Source organism: Pseudomonas sp. FH4, from assembly GCF_000510915.2.
GTDB classification, from domain to species: Bacteria; Pseudomonadota; Gammaproteobacteria; order Pseudomonadales; family Pseudomonadaceae; genus Aquipseudomonas; species Aquipseudomonas brenneri.
On record NZ_AOHN01000020.1, the window covers coordinates 43,575 to 66,223 of the forward strand.

General features: G+C 54.4%; 22 protein-coding genes and 5 pseudogenes. 4 read left to right on the forward strand and 23 right to left on the reverse strand.

Features of this window, described 5'->3' with window-relative positions; translation table 11 throughout:
• Nucleotides 1-77: 77 nt before the first annotated feature.
• The 6 genes and pseudogenes from H097_RS15345 to H097_RS27790 all read right to left on the reverse strand — a co-directional run bounded on the left by H097_RS15345 (nucleotide 78) and on the right by H097_RS27790 (nucleotide 6,348).
• Nucleotides 78-524, reverse strand: coding sequence for a hypothetical protein (locus tag H097_RS15345; protein ID WP_032860787.1), 447 nt, complete (start codon nucleotides 522-524; stop codon nucleotides 78-80).
• Entirely contained in the window at nucleotides 514-2,535 is a 2,022-nt protein-coding gene (locus H097_RS28755) for a hypothetical protein (RefSeq protein ID WP_229752091.1), read from the reverse strand. The genes H097_RS15345 and H097_RS28755 overlap by 11 nt, the downstream gene beginning before the upstream one ends.
• A complete protein-coding gene (locus tag H097_RS15355; RefSeq protein WP_032860789.1) occupies nucleotides 2,532-4,268 on the reverse strand; it encodes a hypothetical protein in 1,737 nt (578 codons plus the stop codon). Before H097_RS15355 ends, H097_RS28755 begins: the two co-directional genes overlap by 4 nt.
• Complete coding sequence (locus H097_RS15360; RefSeq protein ID WP_032860791.1) at nucleotides 4,261-5,574, reverse strand: site-specific integrase; 1,314 nt, start codon at nucleotides 5,572-5,574, stop codon at nucleotides 4,261-4,263. Before H097_RS15360 ends, H097_RS15355 begins: the two co-directional genes overlap by 8 nt.
• 58 nt (nucleotides 5,575-5,632) lie before the next feature.
• Nucleotides 5,633-5,839 (reverse strand): annotated as a pseudogene (locus H097_RS15365) (DNA polymerase V subunit UmuC); the annotation flags it as partial.
• Nucleotides 5,840-5,982: 143 nt separating this feature from the next.
• Nucleotides 5,983-6,348 (reverse strand): DUF1330 domain-containing protein, encoded by a 366-nt coding sequence (locus H097_RS27790; protein ID WP_241495433.1) that lies wholly within the window; start codon nucleotides 6,346-6,348, stop codon nucleotides 5,983-5,985.
• A 60-nt stretch (nucleotides 6,349-6,408) separates the two neighbouring features.
• Between H097_RS27790 and H097_RS29020 the strand changes: the two genes are divergently transcribed.
• From H097_RS29020 to H097_RS27795, 3 genes and pseudogenes are all read left to right on the forward strand, one after another.
• Entirely contained in the window at nucleotides 6,409-6,531 is a 123-nt protein-coding gene (locus tag H097_RS29020) for a DUF4113 domain-containing protein (protein ID WP_268241172.1), read from the forward strand.
• Between the two features lie 572 nt (nucleotides 6,532-7,103).
• Entirely contained in the window at nucleotides 7,104-8,651 is a 1,548-nt protein-coding gene (locus H097_RS15380) for a TerC family protein (RefSeq protein ID WP_032860794.1), read from the forward strand.
• A gap of 139 nt (nucleotides 8,652-8,790) precedes the next feature.
• Nucleotides 8,791-8,998, forward strand: a pseudogene (locus H097_RS27795) (nickel/cobalt efflux protein RcnA); the annotation flags it as partial.
• Nucleotides 8,999-9,198: 200 nt separating this feature from the next.
• Here the strand turns inward: H097_RS27795 and H097_RS15390 are convergent.
• From H097_RS15390 to merT, 8 genes and pseudogenes are all read right to left on the reverse strand, one after another.
• Nucleotides 9,199-9,411, reverse strand: a pseudogene (locus tag H097_RS15390) (DUF3330 domain-containing protein); the annotation flags it as partial.
• 171 nt (nucleotides 9,412-9,582) lie between these two features.
• Nucleotides 9,583-9,819, reverse strand: coding sequence for a broad-spectrum mercury transporter MerE (merE, locus tag H097_RS15395; protein WP_019819729.1), 237 nt, complete (start codon nucleotides 9,817-9,819; stop codon nucleotides 9,583-9,585).
• Complete coding sequence (gene merD / locus H097_RS15400; protein WP_010466052.1) at nucleotides 9,812-10,174, reverse strand: mercuric resistance transcriptional repressor MerD; 363 nt, start codon at nucleotides 10,172-10,174, stop codon at nucleotides 9,812-9,814. The genes merE and merD overlap by 8 nt, the downstream gene beginning before the upstream one ends.
• Nucleotides 10,171-10,590 (reverse strand): hypothetical protein, encoded by a 420-nt coding sequence (locus tag H097_RS15405; RefSeq protein ID WP_032860799.1) that lies wholly within the window; start codon nucleotides 10,588-10,590, stop codon nucleotides 10,171-10,173. Before H097_RS15405 ends, merD begins: the two co-directional genes overlap by 4 nt.
• 20 nt (nucleotides 10,591-10,610) lie before the next feature.
• Complete coding sequence (merA, locus tag H097_RS15410; RefSeq protein ID WP_032860802.1) at nucleotides 10,611-12,293, reverse strand: mercury(II) reductase; 1,683 nt, start codon at nucleotides 12,291-12,293, stop codon at nucleotides 10,611-10,613.
• 34 nt (nucleotides 12,294-12,327) lie between these two features.
• Nucleotides 12,328-12,762 (reverse strand): organomercurial transporter MerC, encoded by a 435-nt coding sequence (gene merC / locus H097_RS15415; RefSeq protein ID WP_032860804.1) that lies wholly within the window; start codon nucleotides 12,760-12,762, stop codon nucleotides 12,328-12,330.
• A 12-nt stretch (nucleotides 12,763-12,774) separates the two neighbouring features.
• Complete coding sequence (gene merP, locus H097_RS15420) at nucleotides 12,775-13,053, reverse strand: mercury resistance system periplasmic binding protein MerP (protein WP_019819715.1); 279 nt, start codon at nucleotides 13,051-13,053, stop codon at nucleotides 12,775-12,777.
• A gap of 13 nt (nucleotides 13,054-13,066) precedes the next feature.
• Complete coding sequence (merT, locus tag H097_RS15425; protein WP_032860806.1) at nucleotides 13,067-13,417, reverse strand: mercuric ion transporter MerT; 351 nt, start codon at nucleotides 13,415-13,417, stop codon at nucleotides 13,067-13,069.
• 71 nt (nucleotides 13,418-13,488) lie between these two features.
• On the opposite strand from merT, the gene merR reads away from it, so the two are divergent.
• Complete coding sequence (gene merR, locus H097_RS15430) at nucleotides 13,489-13,908, forward strand: Hg(II)-responsive transcriptional regulator (RefSeq protein ID WP_032860807.1); 420 nt, start codon at nucleotides 13,489-13,491, stop codon at nucleotides 13,906-13,908.
• Nucleotides 13,909-14,109: 201 nt separating this feature from the next.
• Here merR and H097_RS29025 read toward each other — a convergent pair whose 3' ends face one another.
• The 9 genes and pseudogenes from H097_RS29025 to H097_RS15470 form a co-directional block, all read right to left on the reverse strand.
• On the reverse strand, nucleotides 14,110-14,316 hold the full coding sequence (locus tag H097_RS29025) for a co-regulatory protein PtrA N-terminal domain-containing protein (RefSeq protein WP_010466038.1): 207 nt from the start codon (nucleotides 14,314-14,316) through the stop codon (nucleotides 14,110-14,112).
• Between the two features lie 162 nt (nucleotides 14,317-14,478).
• Nucleotides 14,479-14,785 (reverse strand): annotated as a pseudogene (locus H097_RS15440) (AAA family ATPase); the annotation flags it as partial.
• A 482-nt stretch (nucleotides 14,786-15,267) separates the two neighbouring features.
• Nucleotides 15,268-16,350: a 2OG-Fe(II) oxygenase gene (locus H097_RS15445; protein ID WP_032860809.1), complete on the reverse strand. Its 1,083-nt coding sequence runs from the start codon at nucleotides 16,348-16,350 to the stop codon at nucleotides 15,268-15,270.
• A gap of 578 nt (nucleotides 16,351-16,928) precedes the next feature.
• Nucleotides 16,929-17,342 (reverse strand): TetR family transcriptional regulator, encoded by a 414-nt coding sequence (locus tag H097_RS15450; protein WP_191982825.1) that lies wholly within the window; start codon nucleotides 17,340-17,342, stop codon nucleotides 16,929-16,931.
• Nucleotides 17,332-19,152 (reverse strand): tyrosine-type recombinase/integrase, encoded by a 1,821-nt coding sequence (locus H097_RS28770; protein WP_241495434.1) that lies wholly within the window; start codon nucleotides 19,150-19,152, stop codon nucleotides 17,332-17,334. The genes H097_RS15450 and H097_RS28770 overlap by 11 nt, the downstream gene beginning before the upstream one ends.
• Before the next feature lie 20 nt (nucleotides 19,153-19,172).
• A complete protein-coding gene (locus tag H097_RS15460; RefSeq protein ID WP_032860811.1) occupies nucleotides 19,173-20,783 on the reverse strand; it encodes a hypothetical protein in 1,611 nt (536 codons plus the stop codon).
• Nucleotides 20,784-20,793: 10 nt separating this feature from the next.
• Nucleotides 20,794-21,951: a tyrosine-type recombinase/integrase gene (locus H097_RS15465; protein ID WP_032860814.1), complete on the reverse strand. Its 1,158-nt coding sequence runs from the start codon at nucleotides 21,949-21,951 to the stop codon at nucleotides 20,794-20,796.
• 97 nt (nucleotides 21,952-22,048) lie between these two features.
• A complete protein-coding gene (locus tag H097_RS27805; protein WP_082445603.1) occupies nucleotides 22,049-22,189 on the reverse strand; it encodes a hypothetical protein in 141 nt (46 codons plus the stop codon).
• A pseudogene (locus tag H097_RS15470) lies at nucleotides 22,182-22,607 on the reverse strand (S24 family peptidase). Before H097_RS15470 ends, H097_RS27805 begins: the two are co-directional and overlap by 8 nt.
• Nucleotides 22,608-22,649 lie beyond the last annotated feature (42 nt).

Consider the following 22,649-nt stretch of genomic DNA (forward strand, 5'->3'; position numbering starts at 1 on the left):
ATCAAGGTTGAGCAGCAGAGTGGTCGGAATAGGCCAGTCCCTACACCCAGGCGACTAGCTGCATACGCGCTGTTATCTCAGAGCTTTCTCGGCCCGCGCGGATCCAACGAAATTATATTTGACGCAGGCAACTGCCGCTCAAGCTCAGCGATACGGTCATACAGCTCAATGATTTTCGTATCCGCTTCGCTCAATAAACTTGCGAGTTGGTCGCGCTGCCGGGCTACTTCCTCAATCCGATCACGCAGGGCGCGGCTTTTCTGGCGGGCGAGAAGATTTACCTGGTTCAACGAAGGAGGTCGCTCCTCCGCATTTTGTTCCACGTAGGTTTTTATCTCAGCGATGAGACTCGGGAAACGAGATTTCTTAAGCGCCGACGGATCGCTCCCGGCCTCTTTGGCCACGTTGTTCTGAGTGACCGGTGTCCCCTTCGGTAGAAGCTGTGGCCTATTGAGTTTCAGGCGCTCAAAAGCATCACGATATTGATCAGCCGCGCTGCGGCGAGCAGGGAGTTCAACGTCCATTCGCGCTCCCTACGACACGACGAAAGCTTGCTACGCTTCGCTGTTGAGCCATCAAAGATTCCATTAGCGGACTTCCATCCTGAGCAGTAGCAAGCCGCTCTTTGAGTACATGTTCAAGATCATCTACCGAGCCCAATCGTTCTGAGTCATACAGCACATCAGGGCAAGGTTTTGCATCCACTGAATCACCGCCCCCGCAATGGGCAATGTTGTCAATTCCGCCGTACGGACAAGGCTTGCGACTCGAACAAACGCCAAGAATGATCGGGCGACAGGCAACCGCGCCTTTCTTTGCCAAACCAATCATCTTCTTCGCATCCTCTGGCGAAATCAGCCGAACGATCTCAGCCTTTCGTTTGTCTCCATGGGGACTGACAAAACGCTCACTCGTAAGTTGCTGCAACTCTCTTCCAAGCGTCTCGTACATTGTGCGAACGTACAGAGTGTGAGCTTTCTCCTCTAGACGCAGCCGCGAGTGATTTTGTCCGTAGTAAAGGCTCATCGCTCGAGTGACATGCTTGAGCTGGTACTGAAGCGAAGCATCACTTACGAGCCCGGAAGCTTGCATGTTTACTGCCCCAGTTCTACGCAACTGATGCCACGCCAACGGCCATACAGCGCCCACTTGATACTCCTCCGGCAGTGTAGGGGTAGCTAGCCGGGCCAGTTTCAAATCCTCAGTCGTGATACGCAAACATTCTGAGTCAAAGAGCTTCCCGTACTGCCCCAAAAGGTCGGCATATGACTGAATGCTCGGTCTCAGTGAGTGATTACCTTTATTGCGCAATGAACTCCAGGGCTCGTAAGAAAAATCGGTCAAGTAACGCCCGGCGAGAACTCTCGCGGCTTCGTGAGGTGCGTATAGTGAGCGAAACATAGAAATAACCTCCATCGCCTTCACGGCGACTGCCACAGATGGGGATGTGACCCAAACGGCGTCGCTATCAGAGAGCGTTTTTGTCGTTTGCCCACGTAACAAAAAAATGTCGCCGAAGTTCTTGTCGTGCTCGATGTCAAGGCACCCAGCTCGAAGATTCCATGCTTCCTCGACCCGCATGAGACTGAAATTAAGGATGTAAGCTAATCCCGCGCCGTTGACCAGTTTCAAATAGCTAGTCAGCGCTCTTACTTGTAAGTCGCCACTGCGACCCACCCAACGTTCAAGCAGCTCAAAGATGCCGAAGCGTTTCGCGGTATCTGCAAACGCGCCGAGAAAACGAAGCCCCGTTTTAGCGCCTGATAACTGCATATTATGGCCGCAAAAAGGCGGTGCGTTTACGCACGCCGTTCTCTCTGAAACCCTCTGGTTATGTTCGTAAGCCGCGAAGCAGAACCGGTAACAAGCTTCAACCTGTTCTCGATGGGATAGGAAGTCATCAAGGCACTCTCGCAGCCTAGTAACTTGATAGCGCCAAATACGTGGAGGGATGTACGGTGTTTGAGCTGTGTGGTGAGTTGGAAAAAGCGCAGCCAGACGGGTTAGGGAGCCTGAGTCCAGCAACGTAAACCCTACAGCATCCCTAGACGCGTAAAGCTCATGCATTAACGTCAGAAACTCGGTTTTTCTTGAGGTTGAAAGAAAGGCAGGGATCCGTTCGCATACGCGTGGAAAGTGGCTTAATTCGCTGGCAAGTATTCCTGCCTCCTCGCAAAGAACAAACAGCCGCCGCATCTGATCGAAACGCGTTTTAAGGGATCTGTAGCCACGAGCGCCGTACGGCCCGTATAGCCACCAGCCAGTGATGATTCGAAGTAAATTTGCGTTCTTTGAGCTAATTGGCGTCGCTGATTTTTTAACTGGCCCATCGCCAAAATTCAGCGTCAGCGCCTTCTTGGCCCATGGATCAAGCCTCCAAATTGGATCGCCCCAACGGCTTATTACTTTGCCCTGTGCATCAATTACGACCGGCCAGTCAGGTGGCGGAGGCCAGCTCTCTGGACGGTAATTCGATGCCCCAGGAACGGCGAGAGGCGACTCGATAGAAAGCCCTAACGTCGTGAGCATATTCATAGGGAAGCCCCCCCTGAAACTTCCGCAAGCCGAATAAATCCGTCCCACGCTGGGTGATAGTCCTCCTCAGCTATGCGTGCCAGTGCCTCATCCACCCAAAGCCGACGCACCTCGCTACTCTCTTGAAAGAACCGTAACTTCGCACTCAGACGCTCGACCGCAAGCATCGCTGGATGGTCAGCCTCGTCAGATCTATCCGTGCAAGCTGGGCGATATCTAACTAGCTCCAAGCTCTTTAGCACTCGCAAACTACTCAGAGACCAGACGTGATCCTCGCTTTCAATATCCCGATGATTGACGCAGAAAAGGCAACCCGCAGCGTTGATACAATCGGGATCAGGAGCATTAGTCGGAGCATCCACGACCGATTCTGGTATCGGCGCCACACAAGTACCTGGAGCAGGTGAGCAAACGACGGGATCTGCTTGCCGGTGAAATCGAGTGATTTCAATCATCGCAATTTGCGGATTGGGCTCGGCGTACACACGAATCAAAGTTTCAGCGGTATGCTGTGCGATTTCCGCCACCAGTTCGGGGCGTTGCGACTCACGTAACAGCCAGTTAATACGCGCACCCCGGAGCTTACGAGGTCGAACAAATCGAACACTGGAATCGTTGCAGACGCGCGCAATAGCCGTGAACTGAGGAGCTTCTAAAACAAGACGTCCCCCAGGGCGGACGAGAGGGAAAAGAAGTCCCTCTAGATCGTCAGGAAACCACGTGTTACGCCACTCAATGTAGCGTTCGAACCACTGCTTGTAGCTTGAGAAAACGTCAAACAGCACTTCACCCTGACGGCGATTTTTGTAAGACCTCACTTGGTAACCATCAAAATGACTCGTGTAATGGTATTGGTCGATCCGAAGCTGATGCGCCTGCGACAAATTCATGCCGGTTTGTGCGATGAACATGAGCAGCTCGGCTTCGATTCGCAGATTCACTGCCGGGTATCGAGTCTCGATTGAAACGTCAGCGCTCCGAAGTTCGCGGTTTCTAAGGATGGCCGCAATCTGGAATTTGGTTTGAGGTCGAATCCGTCGTGACGCTTCCTTCTCTGTATCGCGCAGGCCGCACCAGATAGGTAGCGTCGAACCCGACCGCAACTCCACGTGGATGGGAAGTGGCCCCGCCACAGCTTCATAGGTAAGGGACGCACAGACGTCGGCAATGAACTGCCCGAATGAAAAGCTCTCTTCTAAACTTTGCTTATCAGCGCCCCCATTACTGGCCTTTCCGTTGCCTCTAGGCTTGCGGATTCGGGTGCTGTACAGAAGCGTCGAGCTTCGGCCTAGAACTCGGTCGAGCATCGTCGCAGTTAAACTTGCCGCGTCGTATAATGATCCGGCAGTTAGATATCCTTCCACGCGATGACGCTGTAGAAGATGTTCAGCCCACCCCAAGTATTCCTCCGCGACCGTATCAATGCTCAACGGACGCTCGCACTGATCCACCCACTGAAAAAACTTCCTCAACGCACCAATCTTGTTATTTGCCGAAAAGCGGCTCCTCCCGCCGACAAGGTCGTCGGTCAAACAGTCATGGAGCCCCTTCACAAGCTCTACCCGCTCCAGCAAAGGATCACCCAAAGCACCTGATGTGATTTCACTGCGTACAGTCTTCACTTTTGCCTTAGCACCACCGCTGTATAAAAGTGGTGCCAGATCCCAGGGCGTCTCATTTTTCGCGTACTCAAGCATTGGAAACGTTAGGTCTGAAAACGTCAGATTATTCATTGCTTGCTCCCTGCATCGAAGCAATCCCTGTAAACGCAGTCATGAAGCTGTTCGCAATGGCCTGCTTGGCGGGTGCGGCTTGCAAAAATTTGATGTATTTGAAGGTGGTAGCCTCCGAATTTCGACCGTGAAGCAATGCATTGCTGACAGTCGCAATCACTATCGCCACATCAGTGCAATTTGCTAAAGCGAGCCTAGCTAACTCAGTTCCAAAGGTGCATCGGGATTGGTGGAAGCGAAACTTCCTGAGCGCTTTGATGCCCGACGCGATGCCTAGTTTTCTAAGCGATGACATCTCAACGTTTATGGCCGAAGACTGATCACTGTTGCGACGTCCGAAAGGGTTTCCGAAACGTGTCAAGAACACTAAGTCTTGATGCTCGCCAGCAGCAGATGCCTCGCGAGTCAACCTGCGAAGACCCTTGGCGTACTCCAAGACTTCTGAACACAAAGCTTCGGGAATCCATACCTGGCCAGTTACCGCAAATTTGGTATGCACGGGCGGGGACGCACTTGGCCCTACGGATATCAGAAGCAGACCTTTAGCAGACGGATCATGTAGGGCACGCTCCAACGTGTCGATGCGAAGGTCACAGATCGTTCCCAGTCGCATACCCGTAAAGAAACCTAGAGCCAACATCAGGTAAAGCTCGGGTGAGGCGCTCTGTTTTGCGAAATCAAGAATGGCGTCGCGATCAACCGCAGACACTGGAAGTAGCCCACCTTCCAAAGTGACCCCAATGCGTTTTCGGTTTGGAATACCCAGATCGGTGGTGGTGCCAGCGAGCGTTCGCTCGAAGCCGACCTGATCAAAGTATTTGATGAAATAGCGCTTGTCTTTCCACAGCGGCAATAGCGGGTTTAGAAGGCCACGCCTCCTAATCCACCTGTAGAAACTGATGCAGTTACGCATGTACTCGGAAGCCGTGGCAGGACTGATATGACCAGCATCACGAGCCTTGATAAGCGCCCCACGGTACTGAACAAGACATCGATCAGCCTTTCGAGACGGAAACTCAAACCACTGAAGCCCGCGACTCTCCAAAAACTTCGCGTAGTTCAACAGCCCGTTCAGGTTGCTAGAAACGGTCTTAAGGAGTGCCTCACCATTGGTGACTCTCTCCATAGCCCAGAGATTGGCTTCTCTCCAGGGCAAGCCGTCTTCCCAGAATATTTGTGGTAGTCCTTCGATCACTACACGGGAGCTATTCAGCGAGTAGGTAATCAGGCGGTCTTTGACAGAAAGGTCATGCGGACTGAAGTGAATGTGTTCGACGGTAGGCAAGTGAAATCTCTGTAAGAACAAGCGTCAATGTCCATGGGGACACCATCTAACTTTGGGCGTCCACAGTATGCAACTTATTCTTATCGATGCTGTAGATCTCGACCGCCGGGACCATGCTCTCGATCACCGTCATAACCCGCTCGCTCATATCCCCGTACAGGGCATAGTTCGAGGAAAACGGCACGATGCCGTACTGCTTGAGCTTGTGCTTGATCTGGAAATAGGGTTCTCCCATTTTGACGAAAGGCTTCGCGTCGTAGCTGCGGGCAATGACACAGCCATCATTGTATCTGAATGACCCTAACAGTTAGAAGAGCACAAGCCATTGATTTTAGTGGTAATTTTCCTGCTAACAATTTTCGGTCTTTTTTGCCTCATAGACGGGCATCATGTTGAGCGTTTTGCCCTGTTGAAATCGCTAGAGCGATCCTATTTAGGCAGTCCTTCTACGATAAACACGCGGTACTCAGCCCCCTTCAATCGATGCTTTAAGGCATCTTGGTATTGAGGGCTGTCGTACGCAGCTCTAGCGTCGGCCAGCGTTGGAAACTCAAGGATAACCGCACCATCCACCGGCGCACCTTCCAGTGTCTCACCCGCGCCGTAAAAGGCCTGTGGGGTGACCGGATGGCCAGCCGATGCGGCGCCCGTGCTTTCCTCATACTTCTTGAATTCTTCTGGATCGGTGATCCGATCTCGGACGTAACCAAGGCAGCGATCCAAGGACTGGAATTGATTTACCAGCCTGGATTTGCCTTCAGCAAAGCGGAGATTCTGCTGTTGGAGATTTGCCAACCAGACGAGTACACCCCTGATCTCTTTGCCAATGTACAGCCCGCCGCATCGCAGAAAGTCATGCAGGTGATGGATCAGATCAATGCGAAATGGGGACGGGGCACTATGCGACCGGGTCGTGTCCCAGTGACCCCAGACTGGGGAATGAAGCGCGAGATGCTGAGTCCCAGCTACACTGGGTAATTGCACAGACTTGCCCCCCCATTTGCATCCGACCTGACCAGTTATTTGCATTGGATTTGACCAGCATGCTTCGTGGCCATGACCAGCAGAGTACGACCCAACGCAGACATTCGTTTGCGTGTTTGATTGCAGAGTCACTAAGGTTAAAAAGTGGGGCGCCGCGACATGTTTCTCAGTCAGATCTTGTAATGATTCTCCTCGTACGGGCCGTTCCGGACATTGTAGGATCTCATCCCCAATTTTTTTCAGGTCTATATGAGCACCCTCCTGGAGCCTCCCAGTAGCTTTTTTCAATCCACACCTTCTATCAGTTCGCTCTCCGCTATTGAGCGTAGATCTCGTTTTTTAAGGTCGCTTAACCTCGAAATTCCGTCTGTAGGTTTCTCAGCGATTACCTTCTCCAAGACGAACTGTGCCATCTCCAAAACTTCACCTCCTTGTATATGCTCTGGGAAGCCTTTCTCTCTTACGCCTTTCGCCCTGAACATCAAATCCGCTCTGTCGAGCAGGAGTTCGTGTGTTCGTGCAATTCACTCATTTACCCTCACTCTACGAGAGATTGAATAATCCCTATGGAATGGATTGCTGACCCCACGGCATGGCTTGGCCTGCTGACCCTGATCGTGCTGGAGCTGGTGCTCGGCATCGATAACCTTGTGTTCATTGCCATCTTGGCTGACAAGCTGCCGCCCGAGCAGCGAGATCGTGCCCGTGTCATTGGCCTCTCTCTTGCGTTGTTGATGCGTCTTGGCTTGCTGGCCAGCATCTCCTGGATGGTGACCCTGACCGAGCCTTTGTTCGAAGTCTTCGACAAGACGTTCTCGGGCCGAGACTTGATCATGCTGTTCGGTGGCGTGTTCCTGTTATTCAAGGCAACCATGGAATTGCATGAGCGACTCGAAGGACACGTGACCGAGCGTTCAGGTAATGCGGCCTATGCGATGTTCTGGCCTATCGTTGCGCAGATTGTGGTGCTGGATGCGGTCTTCTCGCTGGACGCTGTTATCACGGCTGTGGGCATGGTGGAACATTTGTCCGTCATGATGATCGCTGTGGTGATCTCGATTGGGCTGATGATCATCGCGAGTAAGCCACTGACCAACTTCGTCAACGGGCACCCAACCGTCATCATGCTCTGCTTGGGCTTCTTGATGATGATCGGCTTCAGCCTCACAGCTGAGGGCTTGGGCTTCCACATTCCGAAAGGCTATCTATACGCAGCGATTGGCTTCTCCATCTTGATTGAGCTGTTCAACCAGGTCGCTCGCTCGCGTCGTAAGAAGAGTTTGCAGGGTCATCGCCCAATGCGTGAGCGTACCGCGCACGCCGTCATGCGTTTGCTGGGTGGCCACAAGTTGGGTGCAGATGAAGTCGGAGAGGAAATCGCTGACATGCTGTCAGGCAGGGATTCCGATCAGGTTTTCCATCGACGGGAGCGCGTCATGATCAGTGGGGTGCTTCAGTTAGCGGAGCGACCTATTCGCAGCGTCATGACCCCGCGTGCTGAAATCGACCACATTGACTTGGCCGACACTCCAGAAGAAATCCGCACAACGCTGATGCACTCGTCGTACTCCAGGTTGCCGTTGATCAGAGAGGGAAGAGTTGATGAGCCATTGGGGTTCGTCCATAAGAAAGAGTTGTTGAAAGAGCTGTTGGCAGGTAATCAGCCAAACCTGGAAACCATGGCGCGCAAGGCAATCAATTTGCTGGACAGCTTCACGATTCTCAACGCGCTGGAACAGATGCGTAAAGAGTCGACTCACATCGCTTTCGTGGTGAACGAGTTCGGTGACTTCATCGGTATTCTCACGATGACTGACATCCTCGAATCCATCGCGGGTGAGCTGCCGGATGCCAGTGAAATTGAAGGCCCGAACATCGTTGCTCAGGATGGAGGTTTCCTCGTCAGCGGTGCGTTGAATCTCAGCCAGATTCGCGAACACATCGGCTTCCAGGCTGAAGCGACTGATGACTATCAGACGCTCGCGGGGTTGGTCATGAGCTTGCTGGATCGTCTGCCGATCATTGGAGATAAGCTCAATTGGCAGGAGTGGAGCATGACCGTTGTTTCGGTCGAAGAGCGTCGGGTGACGAGGGTGTTGTTGTCTAAAGAGTAAATGTAGAAAACGAGGCCGCAGTTGCGGCCTCGTTTGTTTAAAGCATGAACCGCTTTTGGCGATCCGGAAACTCAATCGCACCTGGGTTCCCTCGTCTTCACGACTGGTCACACTGACCTTCTCGCCAAAGCGTTCCATTACCCGTCCAGACGGCAGCACTCAATCGTACTCTTTCGTCGAGCGCGAAGGCTTACTGGAGTCGGCAGTCGATATTTCGGAGCCTCATGAATTCAGTGCTCGCTTGTTTTAGGCATGCGGGCCACTCCCATGATTACGATCTGGAGTACCAGGAGCATGATCATGAGCACGCGCATTCCGAACTGGAAGGTCTTGAGTTGTCGATTGATAGCTGTAACGGCTCGCGTTTGAAATCGGCCGCGCTCGCAATCAATGCGATTCCCGGCTCAGACTAACTGCAACTGACGGAGCAGCCGGGCTCACATTCACTGCGAGTGAGCTTGCATTCAGATGCGTCGGCTTGCATTCCATCATCGTGGGCTCACGCTTTCTGCAATTAACCAGAGCCACTTTCCAGAGGCAAAGCGAATTAGTCGTCGTGACGGGTACTGACCTTTTGTGTGCAGGGGCTTTCAGGCTCGAATGCCGCCCTCTTATCCGCGCGAGACATAAAGCGTTGATAGCACTCCAGGCCACAGAAGTGCACGACGTACTCGGAACCTTCCGGCGTAAGCGCGGCGTCAAGGGGAATGTCCTTGCAACATTCGCAGCAACTGATGGTAGGGGTGTTGTTTGCGTTCATGATGGGGTTCCTCCGTCGTCCAAGAAAACCTAGTAACGCTTCCGCACCCGTGATCGAACCTGTGCGCAGATCGACCTGCGACCGGTAGTGCAGAAGAATTCCCGGCGCTCCCAACTCTGCCGCAACTCTGCCGCAACTCGGCAGCGGAGACCGCGCAGTGGTCTGAGCGGATCACGGCCGCTCCCGAAAGGCCCGCAGTGCCGCTCTCAGGAAGAGGATGAAGAGAACCGCCAGCACTAGCGCAGCGAGGCTCCAATGTTCGCTGACGAAGGCCCCGGCCGCAGTCCCCGAAAGCAGCAATGCCAGCACCGGCAAATGGCAGGGGCAAGTGAGCGCGGCGAGCGCACCCCACGTGTAGGCGCGCCAGCGGGGTATCTTGATTGATTCGGATTGGTTGGTGTTACGCATGGGCGTGACCTTCGACGGCGCAATGGGTCAGCCCGGCCAACTCCGTTTTCACTGCGGCTAAAGCCGCCTGCCGTGTCGCGATTTGCCGAAGCAAGCGCTCGATACACCCGATCACATCGGTACTATCGTGCGCATCGAGCGCTCGACAGAGCCGCGCCAATTCGTCGAGCCCGATACCGGACTCGAAGGCGGCACGCACGAAGCACAGCCGCGCCAGGGACCGCTCATCGAAAATGCCGTAACCGCTTTCCGTGCGCCGCGCGGGGTGCAGCAAGCCGCGCAGCACATAATCTCGGACTATATGGACACTAACGCCCGCGTCCTCGGCCAATCTGGATATGGAGTAGGCATTCATCGCCGACACTCCCGATCTTCACCGCAAATTGGGGCGCTCAGATATTTCCTTCCGGCTAGGCGCTCAGGTAGCCAGATGAGCAACGGTGCAGCACCCAGAGCCAGTAGCAGCCACAGCCTGGAGAGATGCTCGCCGTTTTGGTCAAACACATAAGCCAGTAGCGCACCAACCGCGAGCAACAGGAAGTAAGGCCCCGTGATGTAGCAGTGAAGGCGGCGACAACGCGTGGCGTTGACCAGGCAGGCGCCGCCCATCACGGCCAGCGCGGCGCCCGCTGCCAGGAACAACGCGGGGCGTCGATCTGACAGAACAATCGCTATCGTCGCCACGACGGCAGGCAGCCCCCAGAAGCTGACCACCTGCCATGTCTTGCGTAGGCTGTCGCACCTACCGAGATCGCCTGCCGTGTTGCTCATGTTTCAACCTCGCTCTCTCATTACCCTGCGCAGCAGGACAATTGTTTGACGTCCTTGTTAAAGGTCTGTGCGGCGAGCTTCAGCCCCTCGACCATCGTCAGGTAGGGGAACAACTGATCGGCCAGTTCCTGCACCGTCATCCGGGCGCGGATGGCAATGGCGGCGGTCTGGATGATTTCGCCCGCTTCCGGAGTCACCGCCTGCACACCCAGCAGCCGACCGGAGCCCGCTTCGGCGACCAACTTGATGAAACCCCGCGTGTCGAAGTTGGCCAGCGCGCGCGGCACGTTGTCCAGGGTCAAGGTGCGGCTGTCGGTTTCGATCCCGGCGTGGTGCGCTTCGGCTTCGCTGTAGCCGACGGTGGCCACTTGCGGATCGGTGAACACCACGGCCGGCATGACGTCGAGATTGAGCCTTGCCTCGCCGCCGGTCATGTTGATTGCCGCGCGGGTGCCAGCAGCCGCCGCCACATAGACGAACTGCGGCTGGTCGGTGCAGTCGCCGGCCGCATAGATATCCGCTGCGCTGGTGCGCATGCCCTGATCAATCCGGATTCCACCGCGCTCGTCCAGCTTCACGCCGGCGCCGTCCAGATTCATGCCCTGGGTGTTCGGCAAGCGCCCGGTGGCAATGAGCAGTTGGTCGGCACGTAACTCACCATGGTTGGTGGTCAGTACGAACTCGCCGTTGGCGTGGGACACATGGCTGGCTTGCGTTTGCTCCAGCACTTCGATGCCATCCATACGGAAGGCCTCCGTCACCGCCGCGCCGATGGCCGGGTCTTCACGGAAGAACATCGCACTGCGTGCCAGGATCGTGACCTCGCTACCCAGCCGGGCGAAGGCCTGCGCCAGTTCCACCGCCACTACGGAGGCGCCGATCACGGCGAGCCGCTTAGGGATTGTATCGCTCGCCAGCGCCTCGTCCGAGGTCCAGTACGGCGTGTCTTTCAGCCCTGGAATCGGCGGAACGGCAGCGCTTGCGCCGGTGGCGACCAGGCAGCGGTCGAAGGCTACGATGCGCTCGCCCCCCTCGGCCAGTTCCACGCTGAGCGTGTGGCCGTCCTGGAAACGGGCGGTGCCACGCAGCACGCTGATGGCTGGGGTGCTCTCCAGAATACCTTCGTACTTGGCGTGGCGCAGTTCGTCCACACGACCTTGCTGCTGCGCGAGCAGCCGTTCGCGCAGGACGGTCGGCGTCGTGGCGGATAGCCCCGCGTCGAACGGACTCTCGCGGCGCAGATGGGCAACATGCGCGGCACGAATCATGATCTTGGAGGGCACGCAGCCCACGTTGACGCAGGTGCCGCCGATGATGCCACGCTCGATCAAGGTGACGCGGGCACCGCCTTCCACCGCCTTGAGTGCGGCCGCCATGGCGGCGCCACCGCTGCCGATGACCGCAACGTGGAGCCTGCCGTCCTCTTTCCCGGCGCCAGTGCTGCCGCTCAACCAGCCCCGCGCCTTGTCGAGCAGGCCAGGACGGGCTTGTATCGTGGAATCTTCGAACGCCGCTCGATACCCCAGAGCCTCGACGGCGGCCTGCATTTGCTCTCGGCTTACGCCCTCGTCGGCCTTCAATTCGGCTTTGCCGCTGGCATAGGAGACATCCGCCCGGTGCACACCGGGAATTTGCTCCAAGGCCTCTCTGACATGCTCGGCACAGGAGGCGCAGGTCATACCGCGGATTCGTAAGGTGGTCATATTCTTTGTTTCCTCGGAGGGGTTAGTGGCGGTATCACGGTTTTGGCGGCGTCGGACAGGCATTCGGTACGCAACGGCGGTGAGCGGGCGACACCAGATCCCAGATGGACACCCCAAACATGAGAGCCAGGCCGATGTAGAGCAACCAGCCACTCCGCCAGCCGTGAGCCAGCATCAAAAACACCGCTGCCAGCACCAGGACAGGGCCGATCAGACTGAGCGCAGTCCGTCGCCACTGCCGATGATTGAGCCAGCCAAGGGCATTAACGAGCAGAGCCAGTCCAGCAAAAAGAGGCAGCAGCGTGGTGATGAACAGGCCTTCCCACTGGCTCAAAAAGCCCAGACCGATCGCGGCCCCCAGGCTGGCAAGGGCGGGAAAACACGAGGCGCAACCTATGGCGGAAACCAGCACGCCGACAGAACCGGCTTTGTCACCGATCCGCGTGAGCAGATTGAAAGAATTTGCCATTGGAATGCCCGCCTATTGCTTGACGCTGGACGGGTAGCCGGCGTCCTCAGTCGCCTTGGTCAGCGCCGGGGCATTGGTCTTGGTATCGTCGAAGGTGACGGTGGCCTCGCGGTTCTCGAAGCTCACCTCAGCCTTGGTCACGCCATCGACCTTGGTCAACGCCTTCTTCACCGTAATCGGGCAGGCGGCGCAGGTCATGCCGGGCACCGACAGGGTAACGGTCTGGATGGCCGCCCAGACAGGTGTGGCGACGAGAGTGGCAAGGGCGAAGGATGCGAGCAGTTTTTTCATGGCGAACTCCTGATCAGTAGAACAAGGGAAGGATGTAAGGGAAGCCGAGCGCGACCAGCGCCAATGCCGCAACCACCCAGAAGAGCAGCTTGTAGGTGGTGCGTACCTGAGGGATGGCGCAGACATCGCCCGGCTTACAAACTTGTTGCGGTCGAAAAATGCGCCGGTAGGCAAAAAAAAGCGCGATCAACGCCCCGCCGATAAAGATCGGGCGATAAGGTTCCAGCACGGTCAGGTTGCCGATCCAGGCCCCGCTGAATCCCAGTGCGATCAGTACCAACGGCCCAAGACAGCAAGTCGAGGCGAGAATCGCAGCAAGCGCCCCGGCAACAAGAGGGGCGCGCCCGTTTGATGGTTCAGACATGCATTTCTCCTTTCGAGCATTTGATCGATGGTTTAAGGTTAATCCCGTAGTCATGTACGGAATCAAGCGGTATGAAAAACAATGTGGAAAGCCTGACCATCGGCGCCTTCGCCAAGGCGGCCGGGGTCAACGTGGAAACCATCCGGTTCTATCAACGCAAGGAGCTGTTGCCCGAACCGGACAAGCCCTACGGCAGCATTCGCCGCTACGGCGTGGCGGATGTCGCCCGGGTGAAATTCGTAAAATCCGCGCAACGGCTGGGCTTTAGCCTCGAAGAAGTGGCCGGGCTATTGAGGCTGGATGACGGCGCTCACTGTGATGAAGCGCGCGTGCTCGCCGAGCAGAAGCTCGAGGACGTGCGCGGCAAGCTCGCAGATCTGCGACGGATCGAGTCAGTTTTGGAGCAACTGGTTCACGACTGTTGTGCGAGCCACGGGACTGTCTCCTGTCCGCTGATCGTTTCGCTGCATAGGAACAAAGAGCCGCGCTGACCTACGATCAGCAGTTTCGTAAGGCACCCCTGTTTGTCGGCTGGAGCTTAAAAAAAAGCGGCGCTCAATGAGCACCGCTGAATGGCCAAAGGAGCACTTGCAGAGGCCACAGATGGGTAATCTGACATTTACGCTCACGCCTTATCAGGACAAACTCACGCTGAGTCTGGTCGAGCGGAGCGTGGAGCGGTCGCTCATGTACTACCTTGCAGGTGAACAGGCGGGCTGCTCCTCGACACGGCTAGCCGCCGTGGCCCCTCGTTGCTCAATCTTCACCACCAAGGCCGCCTCAGCCTTGTCGTGCATAGAAGCGGCCCGCTCAATCGAACGATCGCTCCCGCCCTCGGCCCATATGGTGGATGACAGCAGAGTCGAACCCACTATCAGTAGCAGTCTTAGGTATTTCATAACAGCCTCCTCTCGGGTTTTCTACCCACGAGTCGACTCTATCTCCGTAGTTAAGTACGGAATCAAGCAGATGATAGAGTTGGAGTACCTGGACTATTGCGCTGAGAGGAGATGGCAGGGCTTAAGTGCACTTTCTGTTCCGTTGCTCCTCAGCCCCCAGGCTCAGATCGGCAACCCCGCTGCCAGCATCTTGTCCCGCAGCTCAGCGGCGCACCGGATCGAGCGCGTTGCTAAACAGCGCCTTGATCTCATTGGGTCTGGCGTCGAACTGATCTACCAGATCCTTGATGCGGTAACCGTGGCGCGTCAGGGTCGGTTCCAGATCATCCAGTTGACGCGACAGCACTGATTCCACCAGCTCCGCCGAGACCGGTTTCTCGCCAGTCAGGTATCCAATCAACATGGCTTTGTCCAACTATTCAGTGAGAGTCCAGTGTAGTCGGATATTGAAATCTGGAGACTGTAGCTGGATGTCAGCAATGCGGGTTTGCGCGAGGGTTGCCTGCTGAGAGACGGCCGTCCAACAAACCCTGGTTTATTGGACGGTCTGAGCGAGGGGCGTTCAGTTGCAGAAAGCGTGAGCCCATTGAGATTAAATGCAAGCCGGCGCGGCTGAATGCAAGCTCGCTCGCAGCTAATGTGAGCCCGAGGGCTTCGTCAGCCGCAGTTAATCTGAGCTGGAAATTGCATCGATTGCGAGCCCGGCCGTTTTCAAACGCGAGCCGTTACACCTAGTGGTTCTAGGTACCGCCTTTGCTGCCCCGATCTTCGGCCTCTGGCTTCTGCGCCAGAAGCTCACTTTCCAAGTGTGGGCCAGTGCAGCGCTGGGGATATCTGTTCTATCCGGGACACCTGCTTGTCCTGCAAATACTCCGGGTTGTAGCTTAGCTGCCCCCTACACAGGGCATCCAAGACCGCCGGTAATGGCACTCGATCCGTATAGATCGCGCGTTAACTTTCAAGAAACGGGAGATTCTCATCTCGAATGAGGCGAGCAGCCTCATCGTATAGAAATGGCAGGAACATATAGCGGCGACCTTTGGTTACAGGAGTGGCTTCGTGCAAAAGAGAGCACGAAAACACCACAGCCCCTCCAATTGGGGCGCTGTACTGGACTTTTCCAAACTCTGGAAAATGCAGAAAACCGCCTTCGTACTGTCCCGAATTAAGAAACAAGGAAACGGCAAAACGGCGGTGAGCCGTACCCTTCGTGGTGTTATCCCTATGGGGCCGAAAATGCCCGCCTTCCTCGCTGTTGTAGCAGGCCACCAGATAGCGCTCCATCCGCGTGGCATTGAACTGGAACGCTTTATGTAGCTCTGGAAGCAGGCGGTTGGTTATGCGCAGCGAGCATGCTTTGGATAGAGCCTCGTCCTCAATCGTGCAGTCGCGACGCTGTTTGTGGCTGTGGTCAGCGATGTGGACGGTTTTACCAGATCTATCCACCATAAAGCCGGACTCTTCCCCGCCACGTTCGCCGTAATAGCTTATTAGTGCTTTACACAGTGCAGGCTCAAATACGCGGGGAATCACTAGGACTGGTGCGTGTGGAGTGGCCACATGTGACGGCGCCAGTGCGGGCAATCTATCCAGAAAGCGCATTAGCGAGGGCACATGGTTATCAACCGGCTCCTCTATCGGGACGATGGCCAGGACGCGTAGCGCAGGATCTAGCACATAGGTCATTGGCTTGATGCTGCCGTCTAGCTGCAATGTATCGTAGAGCGCACTAACTGACCGATCAAAATCCCAGATGAAGCGCATGCCAGGTATCGAATCTTTTACCCGCTCTAGCTTTTCATCCTCTGGATCTACGGAAACACCAAAGAAACAGACGTGATCGTCATCGAACCGCTGGCGATGAGCCTGCACTCCCTCCAAAACTTTCATGGATGCAGGATCAGCCGCAGACCCCAAAAAAGAAAGCACTACATACCGACCGGCAACAGTGTCGAAACAAAAGCGCTCTCTTAGTTGAGTGCGGCAATAGAACCAAGGGGCAGGTTCACCGACTGAAAATGCTGTGGCGCGCATAACAACTCCTTGCCGGCGGGCAGTGGATTATTATTAGAAATAGATCCAAGGGACACATGCCGAGCACCGCCTCTTCTCCAAAGATGCTGCGTACAAATGGGTTTACGACAGCCGCTAGCTGCGATGCCGAAGCAGGGAGGCTTCCAAGCGGGCGACGCTCGTATGTAAAGCTAGTTCAACCAAAAAAAACGTCAATCAAGTAGCGTGCGTCCCGCCCCAGCGTACAGTGTGGCGGAAGTTCACTAGCTGATCTCGTGGCCTTGGGTGCAGTAAAGAATCGCCGGCCTGCCCCGTGGAACCCGGTCTTTCCAGCTGAACAGCGACTCCGGGGCGAGCCACCCCGCTCCAGGGATTTCCGCTGTATCGGCGAGCCCCTTACGCTCGAAAATCAAAACTCTTCGACCAACTACTTCAGCAGAGTGGAATGCAGTCTACGATGCAGCTCTGAGACTCAATGACTGGTCAAGTCGAATGCAAACAGATGGTCAGATGCAATGCAAATGGGCGGTCAAGTGGGGAGCAATTTCCCATACACAACCCGACTCGATCAGCTTTGGACTGTCAAATGCCAATAGGGGCTATCTGCCGGGCTTCTGAGTCAGAGCGACAACCTTTCCGCTGGAGACCGCTTTTAACTCAACCATTTCGAATAGCAGACGCTGGTTTACAGAAGCAATTCGGGCAAGCTCCTCTAAAAGTTGGTCGTTTTCCGCACGGAGCGCCCTGTTTTTTTCCTTCTCACTCATCAGCGCCTGGTGCTTCGAATCACGCTGGGCCCGCACCGACTTGCCCATGAGATTGCGAATTTTCTCTGCCACCGCTGGGTAGGTATTATGAATAAGACCGGGCGTAACACCTGCTGCTCGGGCAACAGCAGCGATGGAAAGCTTTTCGTTGCCTGCGACAAGACTATCAATGACCTTATCAAGCGCATTGAGGGTCTTCGATCTCGAACGAGCTGGGGCCTGATCATCAGTGGGCTTATTCGCCATTTACAGCCTCGTCCGTATCGTCGTTTATGGGAGAGAGACCCAAGCTTGTGATGACGTCGAGTGCGACTTGCAAATCGCGCTCTGCTCGCTGCCTCACGGCAGGGCCAGCGTCCTCGATTTTGATCAGCTCTTGCTGTTGGATGTAAATGTCCTGCCAGGTGCCAGCGAAGAATTCATCGATCACCGAATTTTTGCACCCTGGGCACCGAGTGGCCTCGTATAGGCCTGCGCCTCCGCAGCCCCGCTCCGTTGCAATGCACCAGCCGTGTCCAGTCGCACGGATGTTGGCATGTGGGGCCGTCTGGGCAAGTAGAGCGGCCCTATCCCTGATTGGAATTGCCCGCAATTCCACAATCTTTTCACCAGCTCCGCCTGCCAATGGCTGATCATCTAGCCATGATTCGATCAGGTCGATTTTAAACTCTGTCATCTGCTGCAAGATCTCATCGAAAAGGGTGAGGTCTTGCAACGGATTGGACGCATAGAGTTGGGTCATGCTCATGCTGCTGTGTTTGAACTGCCATTTGAGATAGATCAGTGACGTACGCCCCATGCGGGATTCTACAAAGCATCTTGCATATGTTCGCCTGCATTGATGCGTCCTCAATGGCCAATCGCTTCCAGCGGCTTTAGCTATACGATCAAAAGCGGCATTGGATGCTTGCCCGCTAAGCGCCTCAACATGTTTATCCTGAAGTTTACCGCCTTGGGCGTGCCGCCCCAAAAATAGTTTCTTCGAATCCTTGCGAGCCTTTTCCAACCTCAGAAGGTGTTCGGCGGGATTACTGGGATCGATAGTTCTTGCAAGATTTCTAATCTCTAGTTCCAGTTCATTTCTAATAGTAACCGAATATTTGGCCAAAAGATCCAGCGCATCCAGAGTCAACTCTGGAACAAGATATTCTACCCGCCCCTTACCCGTCTTATGTTCTATTGTGGATACCCAGCAAAATTTAACTCCATTTGTGACCTCTCTGCGCCAAGCGCCAACCTCAACCCCAATGGCCTCGTCATTGCGCATGCCGCTAGTGATTGAAACTATATACAGCACAGCATCTCTGCATCGAATTGACATTCGTTCATCACTAGGATGATATCCTATACCACTGACCGCTAACTCGGCTTTCATCTCCCGAACGATACTTTCGCAATAATTGAAAATTTTGGACTGTTCATCAGGAGGGATAATATCCGTCCGCCCGACGTTTTTATTGGCAGCATCCAACCCTTTTACTTTGCCAATTCCGCAAATCCGCCATAATGTCGAGTCACCCCAAGGATAACTCTGAAGGGAAAACATCGTATCAGCAGTAAATACCCAAAGGAAATCAATAACCCGCAACCGTCCATAGAGCGGGAGTGGCCTTAACTTTAACTCGTCCTTGCAATGATAAACATAATTACTGATATGGATCGGACGGACATCCGCAAACCTTGAAACTCCCAGATTGTTCAACCAACGGATAAATGGCATCACGCTTGCAACAGCGAAAGTAGTGATACCCCGTGCGATAGGAGGCTTGGAGCTAGGTAGACCTCGCTTAAACCATGCGTAAGCAACAGCTTTGCAGTCATCAATGAGCGCCCGAGGCATGCTCATATCCCAATTGATAAATTTATAGGAATGGGCAACATTGGCCTGATCAAAAAACGGACGAAGATCCCACTGCGCATCGCCAAACCTGCTAAGAACCAGCGTTTCGCCAAGTTCATTAACGATGGCACTTATCACAATAGCATTTCGTTCTGCGGGACTCAGGCCATTGGCTGTCACCGGTTGTGCGATGAGGACATCATATGCCTTCAACACCGCATTCGTGCTTCTTATGTTCAAATCCCGCCGCCCATTTTTTTCTTCATGAACTCGATCTTTTTAGCCCAGAACAAGTGCGGAGATGATTCAGCCTTGGCCTTTGCTCGCTTAACCAAAGCGGCATCAAATTTTCGTGAAGTGAACTCATTGATCAGGTTAATATAGTCAAACTGACGCTTACGCCATGCCTCCCACTCATCAGTGAGAAAATATTCGACTTCGGCGTGAAGGAACTGCTGGTAACTGAACAGCCGGTATAAGTCCTCCAATGTGCCTACAATCGCATAGCTAGGGCAACCGAGGCAGTGAATAAACTCAGAACAGTGATTTACGCCATCCTTAGGCGCCCGACTACCATAAAGGCTATCTTTGCAGCCGCCTGGCGGGGTCGGTGTGACGTGGATGCCCCGTAGCTTGCCTGGAAAAGCCTCCCCGACAAAAGTTGCCCCTTCGGTCTTAATCTCATCATTGATTTTTAAGTAGTGATTATCCGCAACTCCCGGCGTATGGCCCATAACGGAGGACACTTCTAGAATGTCTCCACCGCTCAGCTTCCACAAACGGCTTTCCATTGTCTTCCGCAGACGACTAAGCGTGACATGTAGTCGATTACCTAGATCGTCCTGGAGTGCGTGACGCTCACAAATACTTTTGGTAGACACGTATAAAGCGCCGGGTGTAAGGGTAACAATGTTGTTCGCGCCACCCCGTTGCCCTGAACGATACAACCATACATATGAACAAATCTCCTCGGATGCCAGCGCCACAAGCGGCTTGCTAATTTCAAGGGCCTTATTCAAGACTGCAACCCCATCGAGCGGAATGGCGCTGTACTCATCTAGCAGATTAGTTTGACGTATTGTTTTACTCTGCGCACCTTTGCCCCGACGCTTGATAGTAGTTATCAATCTGAGATTTGGCACAAACGGGTGAGGCTTTAGGGCATCTCTCGTCATTTCTAAAAGTGGCGTGGTATTAATACCTGACCTCGCCGCCGTGATTAGTAGCATCACTGCCATTGCCTCTGCCCCATTGCCAAGGAACGTGCCCTTATGGATAGCAACAAGGTCGGACTTTAATGCCCCGAGTAGCCTTTGCATTTCCCCCATGGTGAGCGGATCTGCGTCTTTCGTATTCTGCGCATTGTTGGGGAATGGATTTGGCGGCAAGAGATCGTCAGTATCGGTTTCTACAAATCCATAATCAGCCAGAACAATGACCAATGACTTAAAGCTGGTGTAGTAGTTCTTGGCCGTCGAGCCGTTAGGGTACTTTAGCTTTAGCCAAGAGACATAACGCTCCAAATGGCGTTTGGTCAGGCCGTTCGGCGTTGCGGGTGGCGACTCGACCGAACCTCCACCTAAGAAACTCAGAAAGAACCTCAACCCGTTCACAGAGTAACCAATCAAAGTGGCCACAGACAAGTTTCCTCCTTGCAGCAACGCCCTGATAACGTAAATACTTTGAATTGCCCAAGCGTCGAAGCCCAAACCTAGGTATTGAGAATGGTCGAGTTGCCTATGATTTCTCGGGTTTCTCGGCAAATCAATCTTGATGCTGTCTTCGGCCGCCTCGAATCCTTTCGTGACGGATTGCAGGGCCGCCTTATAGTTCTTTTGCCGGGCCAACTTAACTACCTCAGGTGCGTTTAGTGGAGTCAGCCATGAACATCATGTCAATTTCGTCCTCATGCGCAAGAACGGATTGAGCCTCCAGCTGGTTGATGAGATGCAAGTAAATCATCGTTGTTTGAACATCTGAATGCCCCAGCCTGTCTCTGACGTACAATAGCGGCTCACCTTCAAATTCTTTGCTTTTTCGAAGAGCAAGCAAAGTATAAGTCCCATAAGTGTGGCGTAGCATATGAGCCCGAACATAGAAGCCGCACTTTCGCTCATAGGACTTCATAACGTCCACTACGGAATCCTTTGAATAATGCCTGCCTTCATTAGTTAGCAGCAGCGCAGTAACACTTCCATCACCATTGGACTTACGAACCTCTCGCTGGTGAAGGGAATAAGACCACATTCTCTCCATCAGCGACCATGGCACATCGATAGTCCTGGGCCTGTCGTACTTGATATGCATGTCTAAAGGATCAAGAGCAACGCTGATCATTTGCCCTGGGCGCAGTCCCTTTTTCAACCTAGGGTTGAACACATATTTGAGAGGAAAAGACCTGGCCTCACAGGAGCGAAGCCCTGTACGCACCATGAGGTGGAACAATATCTGGTGGCTTGGATCAGTATCCAGAGCAAGGCATACCTTGACTTGATCCTTGGTCAAGAATTTGGTCAGGCGCTTTCGGTCACGCACCATCACCGAAGCCTTCGTGCTCTCGACTCCGGGTTGAGCGACATGACTGAGAAGACCGGAATGTGGAGCCACCCTGACCCTTTTCTCCCTGAAGGGCAGCACGGTTATCAGGTTGCGCTGCTTGGCCCATCGGTAGAACCTCACAATCAGGGCCAGGCGACTGTTCACCGTTTTGGGATCAAGTGCTAATTCTCCGCTAGACCAATCCCTGTACCTCGACAGGATGCTCAGACCATGGGCCGGGCTTTCCTCGTTCCAGACCAAACCATTGGCCTCCAGGAAGGCGAAGTAATCGTACAGACGCCGCCCATAGGCTTCCCAAGTCAAATCGCTTAAGGCCTCACCTGACTCGATGAGCGTGTGCCAAAGGAAGGATTGCGCTGGCTCGACTGGCCACCCCTCTGACCCGATCAGCAAAGGAAAGCCTTCAAAGGATCGACCTGCCAATGCTAGGTCTTTTGTTGCGAATACCAGCCTCATGCCGCTGCCCTAAACCATCACCTAAGGATTGCCTTTTGAAGCTGGAAACGGCTGTTCCAGAGGAGTTCAGAAGGTGGCGCGGACTCTACAGGATTTACTAACGATTTCCCCCCCTCAGATCGTTATTGCTGAGAACCACGATGGGCACCTTGGCCAGGTCCGGACGGAAGACGCGCTCGCAGCTCGCATAGAAGCTGTTGCAATCGATAAGGGCGAAGACTGGATCCAGCTTAGACATGGCTGCGCACGGTGTTGGTGATCACCCCCCAGATTGAAAGCTCGTCGCCTTCCAGGATGTAGCGCGCCGGATACTTCGGGTTTTCCGATAACAGGATGACCTATTTCCCACGCTTGCACAGGCGCTTACAGATCGGGTCATTGTTCAGCAAAGCCACCACGATGTGCCCGTGGGATGGCTCAATAGAGCGATCCACAACCGCCAGATCACCCTCAAAAATCCCCGCCCCCTGCATGCTCTCGCCGGTGATAGCGATCAGGTAAACGTGGAGCGCCCTGATATTTAGAACCTCATCCAATGAAATGTGCTGCTCGATGTGATCGGCTGCCGGCGATGGGAATCCGGCCGGTACCCGGAACGAGCAGAAAGGCAGCTTCGTGCCGCCTTCGGATATTGGACCTAGAATTGTAAAGCTCATGGCGAAGCCTTTTACATGAACTGTATGGATGCACAGTTAATG

Bases quoted from the DNA above. Each gene is read 5' to 3' on its own strand.
- H097_RS15345 (WP_032860787.1), bottom strand. From the start codon at position 524: ATGGACGTTGAACTCCCTGCTCGCCGCAGCGCGGCTGATCAATATCGT.
- merC (WP_032860804.1), bottom strand. From the start codon at position 12,762: ATGGCAAATTCTTTCAATCTGCTCACGCGGATCGGTGACAAAGCCGGT.
- H097_RS15355 (WP_032860789.1), bottom strand. From the start codon at position 4,268: ATGAATAATCTGACGTTTTCAGACCTAACGTTTCCAATGCTTGAGTAC.
- H097_RS15445 (WP_032860809.1), bottom strand. From the start codon at position 16,350: ATGCGCGCCACAGCATTTTCAGTCGGTGAACCTGCCCCTTGGTTCTAT.
- H097_RS29020 (WP_268241172.1), top strand. From the start codon at position 6,409: ATGCAGGTGATGGATCAGATCAATGCGAAATGGGGACGGGGCACTATG.
- H097_RS28755 (WP_229752091.1), bottom strand. From the start codon at position 2,535: ATGAATATGCTCACGACGTTAGGGCTTTCTATCGAGTCGCCTCTCGCC.
- H097_RS15380 (WP_032860794.1), top strand. From the start codon at position 7,104: ATGGAATGGATTGCTGACCCCACGGCATGGCTTGGCCTGCTGACCCTG.
- merP (WP_019819715.1), bottom strand. From the start codon at position 13,053: ATGAAAAAACTGCTCGCATCCTTCGCCCTTGCCACTCTCGTCGCCACA.
- H097_RS27805 (WP_082445603.1), bottom strand. From the start codon at position 22,189: ATGTCTAAGCTGGATCCAGTCTTCGCCCTTATCGATTGCAACAGCTTC.
- merD (WP_010466052.1), bottom strand. From the start codon at position 10,174: ATGAATGCCTACTCCATATCCAGATTGGCCGAGGACGCGGGCGTTAGT.
- H097_RS15465 (WP_032860814.1), bottom strand. From the start codon at position 21,951: ATGAGGCTGGTATTCGCAACAAAAGACCTAGCATTGGCAGGTCGATCC.
- merR (WP_032860807.1), top strand. From the start codon at position 13,489: ATGAAAAACAATGTGGAAAGCCTGACCATCGGCGCCTTCGCCAAGGCG.
- merT (WP_032860806.1), bottom strand. From the start codon at position 13,417: ATGTCTGAACCATCAAACGGGCGCGCCCCTCTTGTTGCCGGGGCGCTT.
- H097_RS29025 (WP_010466038.1), bottom strand. From the start codon at position 14,316: ATGAAATACCTAAGACTGCTACTGATAGTGGGTTCGACTCTGCTGTCA.
- H097_RS15405 (WP_032860799.1), bottom strand. From the start codon at position 10,590: ATGAGCAACACGGCAGGCGATCTCGGTAGGTGCGACAGCCTACGCAAG.
- H097_RS15450 (WP_191982825.1), bottom strand. From the start codon at position 17,342: ATGGCGAATAAGCCCACTGATGATCAGGCCCCAGCTCGTTCGAGATCG.
- merA (WP_032860802.1), bottom strand. From the start codon at position 12,293: ATGACCACCTTACGAATCCGCGGTATGACCTGCGCCTCCTGTGCCGAG.
- merE (WP_019819729.1), bottom strand. From the start codon at position 9,819: ATGCGTAACACCAACCAATCCGAATCAATCAAGATACCCCGCTGGCGC.